The following is a 14,699-nucleotide window of genomic DNA, read 5'->3' as shown; positions in this document are numbered from 1 at the left end:
GGCTTGATCAGTGGGTATGGTCCAGCAGGTCTTCGACCACTTCCTGCTCTTCATGCAGGTCGTTATCGAGCGGCCGAGCGGCAGGCAGAATCAGGTTCAGCACAATGGCAACCGCACCACAGAGACTCACGCCCTGCAGGCTGAGATCACCGGCACCCACGGCCATGCCGCCGATCCCGAAGACAAGGGTCGTAGCCACAATCACCAGGTTGCGCTGCTCCGCCAGGTCCACTCGCGCCTTGATCAGGGTGTTCATGCCCACGGCGGCAATGGAACCGAACAGCAGAATCAGAATGCCGCCCATAACCGGGGCCGGGATGGTCTGCAGAACCATGCCGAATTTGGCAATGAACGCCAGCACAATCGCGACCAGAGCGGCCCACACCATGATGACCGGGTTGAAAGCCTTGGTCAGCATGACGGCCCCCGTCACTTCCGAATAGGTCGTATTGGGTGGTCCTCCGAAGCAGGCCGCCGCCGTTGTCGCCAGACCGTCCCCGAACAGCGTACGGTGCAGCCCCGGTTTGCGGATATAATCCTTGCCGGTCACGTTGGCAATGGCCAGCACATCCCCCACGTGCTCAATGGCCGGCGCCAGCGCGACCGGCACCATGAACAGAATGGCCTGCCAATGAAACTCGGGCATGACGAAGGCGGGCAGCGCCAACCAGTCCGCCTGCTGAATCGGCGTGTAATCCACCATGCCGTTGAAGTGTGCCAGGGTATAACCGACCAGCACACCCGAAAGAATCGGCAGCAAGCGCACAATGCCGCGTGCAAACACCGCCACGATCAGAGTTGTCGCCAGCGCACTCATCGACACCAGCATGGCCTGATCATAGGGAAAGAGCTCGGCAGAGCCGTCGCCGCTTTTCCCCATGGCCATATTGACCGCCAGCGGCGCCAGCCCCAGCCCGATAATCATGATTACCGGGCCCGTCACGACCGGTGGCATCAGGCGATGTAAAAAGCCGACGCCCTTGAGTCGAACGGCCAGCGCCAGCAGCATATAGACGATCCCTGCCGCCATCAGGCCACCCATGGTGGCTGCGATGCCCCAATTTTGTACCGAAAAGGTAATGGGCGCGATGAACACGAAGGAGGACGCCAGAAAAATCGGCACACTCAAGCCGGTCACCAGATGAAACAGCAGCGTGCCGATGCCTGCGGTAAAGAGCGCCACACTGGGGTCCAGTCCGGTCAGCAACGGCATCAGTACCAAGGCACCAAAAGCGACAAACAGCATCTGGGCTCCGGCCAGCGCCGTGCGCCAGTGGAAGGCCCCCTGTTGCAGATTCTGCATCGATCCAGCCCCCTTTATTTGGTGCCGAAGATTTTGTCTCCGGCATCGCCCAGGCCCGGAATGATATACCCCTGTTCATTCAGTTTCTGATCAACTGAAGCGGTAAAGATATCCACATCGGGGTGAGCCGCCTGTACCTTGGCGATGCCTTCAGGCGCCGCCACCAGCACCAGTGCTCGAATACTGGTGCAGCCTGCGTTTTTCAACAGGTCAATCGTGGCGATCATGGAACCGCCGGTGGCCAGCATGGGATCAACCACCAGCGCCATACGCGACTCAATATCGCTGGCCAGCTTCTCGAAATAGGTGACCGGCTCCAGCGTTTCTTCATCCCGGTATAGCCCCACAACCGAAATTTTCGCACTGGGCACCAGGTCCAGTACGCCATCCAGCATTCCCAGTCCGGCACGCAGAATCGGTACCACCGTGATTTTTTTGCCCTTGATGCGCTGCGCTTCAATCTCGCCACACCAGCCCTGCATGGTATAGGGCTCCAGCTCCAGATCCTTGGTCGCTTCATAGGTCAGGAGACAGCCGACTTCAGCCGCCAGCTGGCGAAAACTGCGGGTACTTTTCTCACTGGAGCGCATCAAACCCAGTTTATGTTGAACCAGGGGATGCTTGATTTCATGGACGCTCATCGCGGGCAACCTCATTCGTGCGCGGACATCTTGGAGCGGTGCCCGACTTGACAATAAAAATTCTCGGCAAGACTAACGAATGATCTCGCATCTGTCATCCGAACAATCCACAGGTTGCTCAGAGGGGCAAAGCTGAGTAATCTGCTCACTTTTTTTACACTCGACCGTCCCTCACGGTCGTTAAGCACGCATTGCGGAGCCCGTTCCATGAGCAACATCACTGCTGACGAAATCAAAAAGGTCTACATCGAGGCCGACCTTCTGTACAGCCAGAGCGAAGTCGACGCTGCCATCAGCCGTATGGCCGCGGCTATTACCGATGATCTGCATGATAAAGACCCGGTCGTGTTCGCCGTGATGAATGGCGGTCTGGTAATCGCCGGACAGCTGTTGACCCGCCTGAACTTCCCGCTGACTGCCAGCTACCTGCACGCTACCCGTTACCGCGGCGAAACAACCGGGCAGAGCCTGGAATGGAAGGTTCCGCCGATGGTCGATTTCAAGGACCGCCCGGTTCTGGTTGTCGATGACATCCTGGATGAAGGCCATACGCTGATTGAAGTCATGGCAGCCCTGAAAGCAGAAGGCGCCGCTTCCGTCCAGTGTGCCGTACTGGTCGACAAGCGACACGACCGCAAAGCAACACCCGGACTGAAAGCCGATTTCACCGGTATCGAGATCGAAGACCGATACATTTTCGGCTATGGAATGGACTATAAGGGCTACTGGCGCAACGCCCCCGGAATTTTTGCCGTTAAGGGCATGTAAACGCGCTTGCCATTAATGACCGTCCGGTTACAATGCAGGTGTCCTTAGAAATTGACAGGGTTTGCATGACGGAAGTGGTCATTCTCGCGCTATCAGCCTCGGCTCTTGCCCTCTGGTTGATCCGCTTGAGACGCAAATCGCTCGCCGCACGGGAAAGTGCCGCTCAACGCGACTGCGTGTTTATGAGTGATGGTCGGGTAATCGCACCGGATAAGCAGTAGTATTCGGGCCTTTCCCCTGGCGATATAGACAAAAACGGAGCCTGATGGCTCCGTTTTTTTATGCCTCAGAGCAAGGGTTCAATGACCCGCTGTCAGCTCCTCGAACAGCTGCACAAATTCCTGTGTCAACTTGTGCGCCGGAGCCATGTGGATCAGGGGACGCGCCTCGTTGTGCGATTCTTTCATTTTCACCGAAGACGACAGCCGCGTGGTCAGCACCGGCAACCCCTCGGCCTCCAGACCGGCTACAATCTTCTGTGGCAGGGAGGCTCGCGGCTGATACTGGTTCACCACAATACCTTCTACCTCAAGAAGAGCGTTATGATCGGCTCGGGTTTCCCGTACATTGTTAAGCAGGTTATACAGCGCCTGACGGGCAAACTCGTCACAGTCAAAAGGAATCAGACAGCGCTCGGCCGCCACCAGTGCCGACAGGGTGAAAAAGTTGAACGCCGGCGGCGTGTCGATATAGATCGCCTCGTACTCGTCCGCCAGCTGATCAATCGCGTCCCGCAGTTTGTAGATTTTGTGCTTGCTCTCCAGCTTGGACTGCAGGTCGCCCAATTCAGGATGAGAAGGCAGAATCGCCAAGTGTTCGAATGGCGTCTCATGTACAAACTCGCTTGCTGAGCGTGGTTTGAGCTGAAAGCTCAGCGCCTGCTCAAAAAAACCGTAGGCATCGGTCTGCGGCTGGTTCGACGCATCCCCCAGCAGATAATGAGTCGAGTTGCACTGCGGGTCCAGATCAACCACCAGCGTGCGTATTCCGCGACTGGCGCTGATCGCGGCCAGATTGACCGCGATGCTGGATTTGCCGACCCCACCCTTTTGATTGAATACCACTCTGCGCATAGTCGCTTACTCTCCGCATTTACCCCTGAGACAGGAGGTCACGCAAATCGATAATCGCCGCATTGGCGCGCGAAATATAGGACGCCATCACCAGTGAATGGTTGGCCAGGAAGCCGAACTCGGTACCGTTCAGAATCACCGGGCTCCAAACTGTCGACTGGGTTGCTTCCAGTTCACGGATGATCTGACGCACGCTGGCACGTGCATTTTTCTTATCCAGCGCATCGCCAAAGTCCCTTTCCACCGCTTCCAGCATGTGAATCAGTGCCCAGGCCGTACCACGCGCCTCATAAAACACGTTGTCTACCTGCAGTCGGGGCGTTTTGATTTCCAGCTCGTCACTGGAGACGGTAGCCTGACGCCCGGCACTGTCGCCGGCCAGATCCGTATTGATGCGACGCTGTCCTACACTCGCACTCAAGCGCTGTGACAGACTGCCCAAACGGGTCGACACATCATCCAGCCAGTCGCGCAGATTGTCGGCACGAGCATAGAACTGGGCGTCCTGCTTGTCCGTGTCCACCAGTCGAGTGCGGTAGTCACGCAGATGTTTCAGGGCCTTGCGATATTCGCTTTCGCTGGACGGCAGGATCCAGTTGCGGTGATCAAAATGCAGCAGCGGTTCCGCCTTGGCCAGTGCCGGGTCTTCGGTCGACTGGGATTGCGAGCGGCTGAAGCTCTTGCGCAGCGCACGGCTCATGTCGCGCACCTGTACCAGTACGCCAAATTCCCAGGCCGGCATATTGTCCAGCCAGATGCCCGGCGGCAGGATGTCGTTACTGATATAGCCGCCGGGTTTCTCCAGCAGCATCTCGATCTGGTGAATCAGGGTTGTTACCGTATAGGCACCGGTCACCGGCTGTTCTGTTGCCGTTTGCAGCCGCGCTTGCTCACCGACATCAAAGCGGTCGGGCTCAAAGCTCCAGTACACTCCTACTGCCGCCGCTACCAGCAACCAGGCCAGAATCGCGGCCAGAAAAAGTTTGAGTTTGCGGCCGGAATTGAAACCGTCCCATAGGGTTAACCAGAACCGTTCTAAACGCTCCACCCAGTTCTCCTTGATAATATTGTGGCCCACCGTATTCGGCAGTCATGAATGCTGCATCGCACTATGGCGAAATTCTGTAAACCGGTCAATCGCACCAAAATCCTATACAGACCCCGTTAATCAACAGGATGCCAGTCTATGTCAGCTATCTTCGCCAAACTGGCCGCTAACGACCGAAATTATTGCAACGGCATAGACAGAGTTTTGACTTTCATGCACACTAGTCAACCTTGATTTAACCCCCTGGCACACACGATCTGCGGAGCACCTGAATGGCTCATATTCTGGTTTTGAACGGTCCTAATCTGAACCTGCTCGGAACCCGTGAGCCCGGCATTTACGGGTCTACCACACTTGCCGATATCGAGCAGCAGATTCTGTTCCGTGCCGGGTCGCTGGGGCATTCGGCCGAATGCTTCCAGAGCAACGCCGAGTCTGAATTGATTGAGCGCATCCATCAGGCGCCCGCTCAAGGTACCGAGTTCATTATTATCAACCCGGCCGCCTTTACTCATACCAGCGTTGCCATACGCGATGCCCTGCTGGGCGTCGGTATACCCTTTATCGAAGTTCATCTGTCGAATGTGCATGCCCGTGAACCTTTCCGTCAGCACTCCTATCTGTCGGACAAGGCCGTGGGTGTCATCTGTGGTCTCGGCCCGGCCGGGTACCAGTTTGCACTGGAAGCCGCTCACCAGCGCCTGACGCTGGCGTCGGCTTGATTCGATAGAGCTACCCCAAAAACATCAGAATCAGAGAAGCCGTCTTAGTATGGATATTCGCAAAGTCAAAAAGCTGATCGAGCTGCTGGAAGAATCCAACATCAATGAAATCGAGATCAAGGAAGGCGAAGAGTCTGTCCGTATCAGCCGCGGCGGCAGTGTTGTAGCAGCAGCTCCTGCACCGGCACAGCTTGTTGCAGCTCCGGTTGCCGCACCCGCTCCGGTTGCCGCTCCAGCCGCTGAAGCACCGGCTGCAGACGAACCGGCCGGGCATGCCGTTCGCTCCCCGATGGTCGGCACCTTCTACCGCTCCCCCTCCCCGACCTCCGCACCCTTCGTGGAAGTGGGCCAGAGCGTCAAGGCCGGCGATGTAATCTGCATCGTGGAAGCAATGAAAATGATGAACCAAATCGAAGCGGACAAAACAGGCGTGATCGAAAGCATCCTGGTCGAAGATGGCCAGCCGGTCGAGTTCGACCACCCGCTGATCACCATCGCCTGATTGCTGACCAAGGATTTTCACTATGCTGGATAAAGTGCTGATTGCAAACCGTGGCGAGATCGCATTGCGTATCCTCCGCGCCTGCAAGGAGCTGGGTATCAAGACCGTGGCGGTTCACTCTGTGCCCGACCGGGACCTGATGCACGTTCGTCTGGCCGACGAAGCGGTATGCATCGGCCCCGCGCCTTCACCGCAGAGCTACCTGAACATCCCGGCCATTATCAGTGCCGCTGAAGTCACCGACTCTGTCGGTATTCACCCGGGATACGGTTTCCTGGCGGAAAACGCCGATTTCGCCGAGCAGGTCGAGCGCTCGGGCTTTACCTTTATCGGCCCGCGCGCCGATACCATCCGCCTGATGGGTGACAAGGTATCGGCTATCGAGGCGATGAAAAAAGCCGGTGTACCCACCGTGCCAGGATCGGACGGCCCGCTGCCGGAAGATAGCGAAGCCGTTTACAAGATCGCTCGCCGCATCGGCTACCCGGTAATCATCAAGGCCGCTGCCGGTGGCGGTGGTCGCGGCATGCGCGTGGTCCATACCGAAGCACATCTGGCCAGTGCCGTTCAGGTGACCAAATCCGAGGCGGCTGCCGCTTTCGGTGATGCCACCGTTTACATGGAAAAATTCCTTGAAAAGCCGCGCCACGTTGAAGTGCAGGTGCTGGCGGATGGGCAGGGCAACGCCATTCATCTGTACGACCGCGATTGCTCGCTGCAGCGCCGTCACCAGAAGGTGGTCGAAGAAGCCCCGGCTCCGATGATTGACGAAGCCGCCCGTGCCAAGGTTCTGCAGTCCTGTGTCGATGCCTGCATCGAGATCGGCTACCGTGGTGCCGGTACGTTCGAATTTCTGTACGAAGACGGTGAATTCTTCTTTATCGAGATGAATACCCGTGTGCAGGTCGAACACCCGGTCACCGAAATGGTCACCGGTGTGGATATCGTCAAGGAACAGTTGCGCATCGCCTCCGGCCTGCCGCTGTCCTACTCTCAGGACGACATCAAGCTGCGCGGTCATTCCATCGAATGCCGTCTGAACGCGGAAGACCCGACAACGTTCATGCCGAGCCCGGGTACGGTGACGCATTTCCACGCGGCAGGCGGCAACGGCATTCGTGTCGATTCTCACCTGTACAGCGGCTACAGCGTACCACCGCATTATGACTCGCTGATCGCCAAGCTGATCACTTTTGCCGATGATCGCGAGACAGCACTGGCACGCATGGAAAGTGCACTGGACGAGATGCTGATCGAAGGGATCAAAACCAATATTCCCTTGCATCAGGATATCGTGCGCGATACCAATTTCGCGCACGGTGGCGTCAACATCCATTATCTCGAGAAAAAGCTTGGCCTCTGAATGAGGTGACCGACAACAGCCCGGACAACCGGGCTGTTTTCCCTCTCCGTAACACCATGCCGATGTTCTGCCGACCCGATCAAAGACTTTCAACCAGAACACTGGGTAGCGTACACCGGATTCCCCACATCAAACATTTGTTACATAATTGGTCCAACACGCAATAGGAGCCGAGCCATGCCCTGGCTACAGATCAAAGTTTCCATTCCTCCGGAACAGGCCGACACATACGAAGACCTGCTGCTGGCCGCGGGCTGTGCCGCCGTCACCTATCAGGATGCTGCCGACCAGCCGATTTTCGAACCGGACCTGGGTACCACACCGCTATGGAACTCGACCGTCGTCACCGGCCTCTTTGCTGCCGAGCATGACCTGCGTGAAACCTTGGACCTGCTGCACAACGCCCAACAGTCACTGAGCGCAGACCTGAACCCGCTGCCCGAGTTCAAGGCCGAGATTCTGGAAGACAAGGACTGGGAGCGGGAGTGGATGGATCATTACCACCCGATGCAGTTCGGTCGCCGCCTGTGGGTCTGCCCCAGCTGGCGCGAAGCGCCCGAACCCGGTGCCGTCAACCTGATGCTGGACCCCGGTCTGGCCTTCGGTACCGGCACCCACCCGACCACGGCCCTGTGCCTGGAGTGGCTGGATGCCCAAACACTGGATGACAGGCAGGTGGTTGACTACGGCTGTGGCAGCGGCATTCTGGGAATCGCCGCTCTGCTGCTGGGCGCCCGTCATGTGCAGGCAATCGATATCGATCCCCAGGCTCTGACCGCCACCCGCGACAACCTGGAACGCAACCGGCTACCGGCCGCAACGCTGGATACCTTCCTGCCGCTGGACGCCCCGCTGATTGAAGCGGATTTGCTCGTTGCCAACATTCTCGCCGGCCCCCTGTGCCAACTGGCTCCGACTCTGGCCGCACGCGTCAAGCCGAATGGCCGCATTTTGCTCTCCGGGCTCTTGTCCCAACAGGCGGATGAGATAGTATCCACCTATAGTCAATGGTTCGAGATGGATGCCCCCGGTGAACGTGAAGGCTGGATCCGCATCAGCGGTACCCGGAAGCAGGAGAGCTGATACTTGGTTATAACGCGCTGCCCCGATTGTCATGCCCGTTTTCGTGTGACCGCAGGCCAGCTCAAGCTGGCCCGGGGGCAGGTGCGCTGTGGTGCCTGTCTGTGCGTGTTCGACGCCAGGCTTCATGCCCTGCCGGAAGCCGAACGTGTCGAGCCGGCCGATACGCGCATCCCCCCGCCTCCGGTCAATAAACCGGCTGCGGAGCAAACCGGCACACCAACACCCGTGACACAGTCAGACTCGTCCCCTGTCACGGAAATATCGGCCGATCCAGCCACCAATACCGTTTCCGCCCCCCCTCTCAGCACAGCCGCAGCCACCGGCAATGCGATCCCCCTGGGCCCTCGTGCCAGCCGTGACGCGGCGGCATCGGCCAGCACGCCGACAGGAGTGCCCGCTCTCGATACCCTGCGCCTGCGAGCCGGTAGCGGCGACATCACTCGTCCCACGCCCGACCGTGACGGCAACCCCGTCGCCACAACCGGGTGGCTATTGCTCAGTCTGGTCGCCGCACTGGCATTGACGGCGCAACTGCTCTGGTTCGAACGCGCCCACCTGGCGCAATATGCCGAACTGAAAAGCCTGTATGCCCTGCTCTGCGAACAGGTCGATTGCTCGCTGCAACAGAACGCTCTGGCTCTGATCAATAACCAGGGGCTGCACCTGCAACCCCACCCGCAGTATGCCGATGCGCTCAGCGCCACCATTCTGCTGGAGAACAGGGCCGCATTCAGTCAGCCCTGGCCTGGATTGCAGCTCCGCTTCACCGACCTCAAGGGCCGCCTGGTTGCTCAGCGCACCTTCCAGCCCGAAGAGTATCTCGATACCCGTTCTGTCGATCGGATGCGCATGCCTACCGGCCAGCCAATGCAGATCGAGCTGGAACTGGCCTCACCCGGCCGTCGTGGCGTCAGCTATGAACTCAAGCTGACACCTGCAGCCCCGCCGGCGACACGATAGGTTAATTTTTCATCAGAAATGGTTGGCCCTAAGGGGCCGAAAGAGTATCATTGCCCACCTTCCGAAAGTTAACCCTGAATTTGTTGCAGTGATGCAGCGAATGGAGTTTCTTTTACCCTTTTGACAGGATGCGGCATGTTCAGGATCGGCCCATACAGCATTGATAATCGGGTGATTCTGGCCCCCATGGCCGGGGTGACCGATCGCCCGTTCCGGCAGCTGTGTCGCCGCATGGGCGCCGGACTGGTCGTCTCCGAAATGGTCACGTCCGACAGCCGACTCTGGCATACCCGAAAGTCCAGTTTTCGCCTGGACCACACCGGTGAAGCCGAACCCCGTTCAATCCAGATCGCCGGTGGCGATCCCGAGATGATGGCCGAGGCGGCCCGACTCAATGTGGCCAATGGTGCCCAGATCATCGATATCAACATGGGCTGCCCGGCCAAAAAGGTCTGCAACAAGGCTGCCGGTTCCGCCCTGTTGCGTGACGAAGAGCTGGTCAATGACATTCTGCAGGCAGTCGTCACTGCCGTGGATGTTCCGGTCACCCTGAAGATCCGCACCGGCTGGTGCCCGGACACCCGCAACGGTGTCCGTATCGCCGAGATGGCGCAAGCCGCCGGTATCGCCGCACTGGCCGTACATGGACGTACCCGCGCCGACCGCTACCAGGGACAGGCCGAATACGACACCATCGCCCGCATTCGCGAAGCGATCAGTATTCCCCTGTTTGCCAACGGAGACATTGACTCTCCCCAAAAGGCCGCTCGCGTTCTGGAACATACCGGTGCCGATGCAGTGATGATCGGCCGTGCGGCCCAGGGACGCCCCTGGCTGCTGGGTCAGATTGCCCATTATCTAAGCACCGGCGAACTCCTGCCCGAACCGGCTCTGGCCAAACAGCAAGAGATCCTCCTTGAGCACCTGCAGGCCCTGCACGATTTCTACGGGGACTATCTTGGCGTGCGCATCGCACGCAAGCATGTGGGCTGGTACCTGCAAAACAGCAGCGACAACAGGGACTTTCGGCAACGATTTAATCAACTTGAAACAGCATCAGATCAGGTGAGCGCCATCGTCGCTTTTTTTGCGGCCCGGCATGAGGCCGCCTGATCCCTGGATTGGGTACAGAAGTACAGTGGATACCAAAGACTTGAAACAGACAAACAGCAGCGCACAGGCACAGATCCCGCAGCAGACCCTGCGTGATACCGTGCATCAGTCACTGAGCAGCTACTTTAAGCAGCTGGATGGTCAGCCTGTTACCGATGTCTATCAGATGGTTCTGTCCGAAATCGAGGCCCCGCTGTTTGAAAGCGTGATGGCCTATACCAAGGACAACCAGACCAAGGCATCCGAGGTACTCGGCCTGAACCGTGGCACGCTGCGCAAGAAATTGAAGCAGTACGGCCTGCTGTAACGAATTCATCTGAACGGGAAGCTATACCATGTCTGAACAGAATATTACCTCTGTCCGCCGCGCGCTGATCAGCGTGTCGGACAAAACCGGCATCGTCGAATTCGCGCAGGCCCTGAGCGCCGAGGGTGTCGAGATTCTCTCCACCGGCGGTACCTATAAGCTGCTGTGCGACAACAACGTCCCGGCGGTTGAAGTCTCTGACTATACCGGTTTCCCGGAAATGATGGACGGCCGCGTCAAGACCCTGCACCCCAAAGTGCATGGCGGTATTCTGGGCCGTCGCGGCACCGATGATGCCGTCATGGACGAGCACGATATCCAGCCGATCGACATGGTTGTAGTCAACCTTTACCCGTTCGCGGCGACCATCGCTCGCCCGGATTGCGACCTGCCGATGGCAATCGAGAACATCGATATCGGTGGTCCGACCATGGTGCGTTCAGCCGCCAAGAACCACAAGGATGTCGCCATCGTCGTTAACGCCTCCGACTATGACAATATCATTGCCGAACTGAAAAGCAGCGGCGGTCTGGTACACAAGACCCGTTTCGACCTGGCAGTCAAAGCATTCGAACACACTGCCGCTTATGATGGCATGATCGCCAACTACCTGGGCGCCATCGTGGAAAGCGACGATGAAGAAGTGCCGGCCGACTTCCCGCGTACCTTCAACACCCAGTTCATCAAGGCGCAGGACATGCGCTACGGTGAAAACCCGCACCAGCGTGCGGCCTTCTACGTCGAAGCCAACCCGTCCGAAGCCAGCGTAGCTACTGCTCGTCAGCTGCAGGGCAAGGCTCTGTCTTACAACAACGTCGCCGACACTGATGCGGCGCTGGAGTGCGTCAAACCGTTCCAGGAACCGGCCTGTGTGATCGTCAAACACGCCAACCCCTGTGGCGTTGCAGTTGGCAGCGATATTCTGGAAGCCTACAACCGTGCCTTCCAGACCGACCCGACCTCCGCGTTCGGCGGCATCATCGCATTCAACCGCGAGCTGGACGGCAAGACCGCGCAGGCGATAGTCGACCGTCAGTTCGTTGAAGTGATCATCGCACCAACCGTGTCCCAGGAAGCGTCCGACATCGTCGCCGCCAAGCCAAACGTGCGTCTGCTGGCCTGCGGCGAGTGGACCCGGGAACGCGTACAGGGCCTCGACTACAAGCGCGTCAACGGTGGTTTGCTGGTTCAGGACCGCGACTTGGGCATGATCGATGCGTCCCAGCTGAAAATCGTGACTCAGCGCCAGCCGACCGAACAGGAAATCCGCGATTTGCTGTTCTGCTGGGAAGTGGCCAAATACGTTAAGTCCAACGCCATTGTCTACGCCAAAAACGGCCAGACCATCGGTATCGGTGCCGGCCAGATGAGCCGCGTCTACTCTGCCAAGATCGCCGGTATCAAGGCTGCCGACGAGGGTCTGGAAGTACCGGGCTCCGTCATGGCATCCGATGCTTTCTTCCCGTTCCGCGACGGTATTGATGCCGCGGCGGAAGCCGGTATCTCGGCAGTCATTCAACCGGGCGGCTCCATGCGCGATCAGGAAGTGATCGACGCCGCCGATGAGCATGGTCTGGCAATGGTCTTCACCGGCATGCGCCATTTCCGTCACTAATAGAAGGGATCTGCAAGATGAATATTCTGGTTATTGGTTCCGGCGGCCGTGAGCACGCCCTGGCATGGACGGCAGCACGGGATGCAGCCGTTGAACGTGTTTTCGTCGCTCCGGGCAATGCGGGTACGGCAACCGAGCCCAAGCTGGAAAACGTGGCCATTGACGTGATGGATCTGGAGGCGTTGGTCGCTTTCGCCCGCGATAACAGCGTCGCCCTGACTATCGTCGGTCCTGAAGCTCCGCTGGTGGCGGGTATAGTCGACCGTTTCCGCGAGGCGGGTCTGGCAATCTTCGGCCCGACTGCCGGCGCTGCCCAGCTGGAAGGCTCCAAAGCGTTCACCAAGGACTTCCTGGCACGCCAGCAGATTCCCACTGCCGAGTACCAGAACTTCACCGAAGTGGAGCCGGCACTGGCCTATGTGCGTGAGAAAGGTGCTCCGATTGTGGTCAAGGCCGACGGCCTGGCGGCAGGCAAGGGTGTTATTGTGGCGATGACGCTGGAAGAAGCCGAAGAAGCGATCCGTGACATGCTGGCCGGCAATGCCTTCGGTGATGCAGGCAGCCGCGTAGTGATCGAGGAGTTCCTCGACGGTGAGGAAGCCTCCTACATTGTGATGGTCGACGGTGACAATGTTCTGCCGATGGCCACCAGCCAGGACCACAAGCGCGTCGGCAACGGCGACACTGGCCTGAACACCGGCGGCATGGGCGCCTACTCCCCGGCCCCCGTTGTCACGGCCGAGATTGATCAGCGCGTGATGGACGAAGTGATCATGCCGACCGTGAACGGCATGAAAGCGGAAGGCAACGAGTACACCGGCTTTCTGTATGCAGGCCTGATGATCATGGCCGATGGTACGCCGAAAGTGATCGAGTACAACTGCCGCTTCGGTGACCCGGAAACCCAGCCGATCATGCTGCGCCTGAAGTCCTCTCTGGTTGAGCTCTGCCTGGCGGCGCTGGACAGAAAACTGGACCAGACCACCGCCGACTGGGATGAGCGCAAGTCCGTCGGTGTTGTCATGGCTGCCGGTGGCTATCCCGGCGATTACACCAAGGGTGACGTCATCAGCCTGCCGGAAAGTTGTCCGGAAGGCAGCAAGATCTTCCACGCCGGCACCAAGCTGGATGACAACGGCAACGTGGTCACCGCCGGTGGTCGCGTGCTCTGTATCACGGCCTTGGGCGAAAGCGTAACCGAAGCCCAACAGCGTGCCTACGAGTTGCTGAAGGACGTCAGCTGGAAGGATGCATACTTCCGTACCGATATCGCCTACCGCGCCATCGCACGCGAGAATGGCTAAGCCTTTCGAGTGTTGAAACAGCCGCCTTCGGGCGGCTGTTTGCGTTCCTGAGGAATCCTGAATGAATGTGGAAATCTGGCTGGCCCTGTTGGGCACCGCTATTTTAATCAGTCTGTCTCCCGGCGCCAGCGCCGCAACCGCCATGGGTGCGGGCCTGACCTATGGTATCCGGGGGGCTGGCTGGAATACCCTCGGCCTGGTCTGCGGATATGGTGTCCAGATTCTGGTGGTCTGTTTCAGCCTTGGCAAACTGCTGGCAACGGCCCCCGAGTGGTTTACGATACTCAAGTGGGTCGGCGTCGCCTATCTCACTTGGCTGGGACTGCAGTTCTGGCGCCGGTGTAAGTCCGCCGATATCGAATCACATGCTTTTGCCCCACCCCACAAGCGCTTTCTGCAGGCCCTTATGGTCAATATGACCAACCCCAAGGGACTGATGTTTTTACTCGCTCTGATTCCACAATTTATCGATCCCATCCATCCGCAATGGCTGCAGTTGCTGATCATCAGCGCCACATTGATGGCCAGTGAAGCCTGCATCATGACCGGATACAGCGGCTTGGCCTCTGGGCTGCGTCGTCGCTTTGCCGATCCCGCCGCGCTAATGTGGCAACAACGCCTGACCGGATCTGCCCTGATCGCGGCCGCACTGGTTCTGTCCGCAACCACACTCTGATATCCGTTGCGCGGGGGGACTTCTGTTCCCCCGCTCGCTGGTCCGGCGTTTTGGCTGCAGCGCAACAATTAAATGTCTGGCTGCCTCAAAGCGTGGATCCGTGCTCAACCTGCCGTTTTGGTGCGCCTGCACAAGCCAATGCCGTTCACCGTAAATCTTTGATCCTGAAACTGTACTTTGGGCACAGCTGTGCTATTCCAAATATAACGGCGTAGCGATCC

Annotated in this window: 15 protein-coding genes; 11 read left to right on the top strand and 4 right to left on the bottom strand. The window is 58.5% G+C overall.

What is annotated here, in order from left to right; translation table 11 throughout:
- Window positions 1–7: 7 nt before the first annotated feature.
- Together H1S06_RS03385 and upp are read right to left on the bottom strand one after the other, a co-directional pair.
- Window positions 8–1,303 (bottom strand): uracil-xanthine permease family protein, encoded by a 1,296-nt coding sequence (locus H1S06_RS03385; protein WP_181737243.1) that lies wholly within the window; start codon window positions 1,301–1,303, stop codon window positions 8–10.
- A 14-nt stretch (window positions 1,304–1,317) separates the two neighbouring features.
- Window positions 1,318–1,944, bottom strand: coding sequence for a uracil phosphoribosyltransferase (gene upp / locus H1S06_RS03380; protein ID WP_181737241.1), 627 nt, complete (start codon window positions 1,942–1,944; stop codon window positions 1,318–1,320).
- A 207-nt stretch (window positions 1,945–2,151) separates the two neighbouring features.
- Between upp and H1S06_RS03375 the strand changes: the two genes are divergently transcribed.
- Window positions 2,152–2,712: a hypoxanthine-guanine phosphoribosyltransferase gene (locus H1S06_RS03375; protein ID WP_181737239.1), complete on the top strand. Its 561-nt coding sequence runs from the start codon at window positions 2,152–2,154 to the stop codon at window positions 2,710–2,712.
- A gap of 299 nt (window positions 2,713–3,011) precedes the next feature.
- Here the strand turns inward: H1S06_RS03375 and H1S06_RS03370 are convergent, their stop codons facing one another.
- Window positions 3,012–3,785 carry a ParA family protein gene (locus H1S06_RS03370; protein ID WP_181737237.1) on the bottom strand — a complete coding sequence of 258 codons (774 nt, stop codon included), beginning with the start codon at window positions 3,783–3,785 and terminating at the stop codon, window positions 3,012–3,014.
- A gap of 19 nt (window positions 3,786–3,804) precedes the next feature.
- Window positions 3,805–4,833 (bottom strand): DUF2333 family protein, encoded by a 1,029-nt coding sequence (locus tag H1S06_RS03365; protein WP_181737235.1) that lies wholly within the window; start codon window positions 4,831–4,833, stop codon window positions 3,805–3,807.
- A 272-nt stretch (window positions 4,834–5,105) separates the two neighbouring features.
- Between H1S06_RS03365 and aroQ the strand changes: the two genes are divergently transcribed.
- The 10 genes from aroQ (at window position 5,106) to H1S06_RS03315 (ending at window position 14,478) form a co-directional block, all read left to right on the top strand.
- On the top strand, window positions 5,106–5,555 hold the full coding sequence (aroQ, locus tag H1S06_RS03360; RefSeq protein WP_181737233.1) for a type II 3-dehydroquinate dehydratase: 450 nt from the start codon (window positions 5,106–5,108) through the stop codon (window positions 5,553–5,555).
- A 49-nt stretch (window positions 5,556–5,604) separates the two neighbouring features.
- Complete coding sequence (accB, locus tag H1S06_RS03355) at window positions 5,605–6,057, top strand: acetyl-CoA carboxylase biotin carboxyl carrier protein (protein ID WP_181737231.1); 453 nt, start codon at window positions 5,605–5,607, stop codon at window positions 6,055–6,057.
- 22 nt (window positions 6,058–6,079) lie between these two features.
- A complete protein-coding gene (gene accC / locus H1S06_RS03350; protein ID WP_181737229.1) occupies window positions 6,080–7,420 on the top strand; it encodes an acetyl-CoA carboxylase biotin carboxylase subunit in 1,341 nt (446 codons plus the stop codon).
- 177 nt (window positions 7,421–7,597) lie between these two features.
- Window positions 7,598–8,503 carry a 50S ribosomal protein L11 methyltransferase gene (gene prmA / locus H1S06_RS03345; protein ID WP_181737227.1) on the top strand — a complete coding sequence of 302 codons (906 nt, stop codon included), beginning with the start codon at window positions 7,598–7,600 and terminating at the stop codon, window positions 8,501–8,503.
- Window positions 8,504–8,506: 3 nt separating this feature from the next.
- Entirely contained in the window at window positions 8,507–9,463 is a 957-nt protein-coding gene (locus H1S06_RS15485) for a DUF3426 domain-containing protein (protein WP_255482888.1), read from the top strand.
- A gap of 135 nt (window positions 9,464–9,598) precedes the next feature.
- Window positions 9,599–10,576, top strand: a complete 978-nt coding sequence (dusB, locus tag H1S06_RS03335; protein ID WP_181737225.1) for a tRNA dihydrouridine synthase DusB — start codon at window positions 9,599–9,601, stop codon at window positions 10,574–10,576.
- The gene (gene fis / locus H1S06_RS03330) at window positions 10,563–10,883 is read left to right on the top strand and encodes a DNA-binding transcriptional regulator Fis (protein ID WP_220183745.1); all 321 of its coding nucleotides are present in this window, start codon (window positions 10,563–10,565) and stop codon (window positions 10,881–10,883) included. The genes dusB and fis overlap by 14 nt, the downstream gene beginning before the upstream one ends.
- 28 nt (window positions 10,884–10,911) lie before the next feature.
- Complete coding sequence (purH, locus tag H1S06_RS03325) at window positions 10,912–12,498, top strand: bifunctional phosphoribosylaminoimidazolecarboxamide formyltransferase/IMP cyclohydrolase (protein ID WP_181737221.1); 1,587 nt, start codon at window positions 10,912–10,914, stop codon at window positions 12,496–12,498.
- A 17-nt stretch (window positions 12,499–12,515) separates the two neighbouring features.
- Window positions 12,516–13,802 (top strand): phosphoribosylamine--glycine ligase, encoded by a 1,287-nt coding sequence (gene purD, locus H1S06_RS03320; protein WP_181737218.1) that lies wholly within the window; start codon window positions 12,516–12,518, stop codon window positions 13,800–13,802.
- Between the two features lie 61 nt (window positions 13,803–13,863).
- Window positions 13,864–14,478, top strand: coding sequence for a LysE family transporter (locus H1S06_RS03315; protein ID WP_181737216.1), 615 nt, complete (start codon window positions 13,864–13,866; stop codon window positions 14,476–14,478).
- Window positions 14,479–14,699 lie beyond the last annotated feature (221 nt).

This window comes from Marinobacterium marinum (assembly GCF_013868415.1).
In the GTDB taxonomy this organism is placed as follows: domain Bacteria; phylum Pseudomonadota; class Gammaproteobacteria; order Pseudomonadales; family Balneatricaceae; genus Marinobacterium; species Marinobacterium marinum.
The sequence above is the reverse complement of the archived record's forward strand: the minus strand, read 5'-3'. Positions and strand labels throughout refer to the sequence as shown.

What these genes read in the sequence shown, in the direction of transcription:
- H1S06_RS03385 (WP_181737243.1), bottom strand. Translation starts at nt 1,303, where the DNA reads ATGCAGAATCTGCAACAGGGGGCCTTCCACTGGCGCACGGCGCTGGCC.
- upp (WP_181737241.1), bottom strand. Translation starts at nt 1,944, where the DNA reads ATGAGCGTCCATGAAATCAAGCATCCCCTGGTTCAACATAAACTGGGT.
- H1S06_RS03375 (WP_181737239.1), top strand. Translation starts at nt 2,152, where the DNA reads ATGAGCAACATCACTGCTGACGAAATCAAAAAGGTCTACATCGAGGCC.
- H1S06_RS03370 (WP_181737237.1), bottom strand. Translation starts at nt 3,785, where the DNA reads ATGCGCAGAGTGGTATTCAATCAAAAGGGTGGGGTCGGCAAATCCAGC.
- aroQ (WP_181737233.1), top strand. Translation starts at nt 5,106, where the DNA reads ATGGCTCATATTCTGGTTTTGAACGGTCCTAATCTGAACCTGCTCGGA.
- accB (WP_181737231.1), top strand. Translation starts at nt 5,605, where the DNA reads ATGGATATTCGCAAAGTCAAAAAGCTGATCGAGCTGCTGGAAGAATCC.
- accC (WP_181737229.1), top strand. Translation starts at nt 6,080, where the DNA reads ATGCTGGATAAAGTGCTGATTGCAAACCGTGGCGAGATCGCATTGCGT.
- prmA (WP_181737227.1), top strand. Translation starts at nt 7,598, where the DNA reads ATGCCCTGGCTACAGATCAAAGTTTCCATTCCTCCGGAACAGGCCGAC.
- dusB (WP_181737225.1), top strand. Translation starts at nt 9,599, where the DNA reads ATGTTCAGGATCGGCCCATACAGCATTGATAATCGGGTGATTCTGGCC.
- fis (WP_220183745.1), top strand. Translation starts at nt 10,563, where the DNA reads ATGAGGCCGCCTGATCCCTGGATTGGGTACAGAAGTACAGTGGATACC.
- purH (WP_181737221.1), top strand. Translation starts at nt 10,912, where the DNA reads ATGTCTGAACAGAATATTACCTCTGTCCGCCGCGCGCTGATCAGCGTG.
- purD (WP_181737218.1), top strand. Translation starts at nt 12,516, where the DNA reads ATGAATATTCTGGTTATTGGTTCCGGCGGCCGTGAGCACGCCCTGGCA.
- H1S06_RS03315 (WP_181737216.1), top strand. Translation starts at nt 13,864, where the DNA reads ATGAATGTGGAAATCTGGCTGGCCCTGTTGGGCACCGCTATTTTAATC.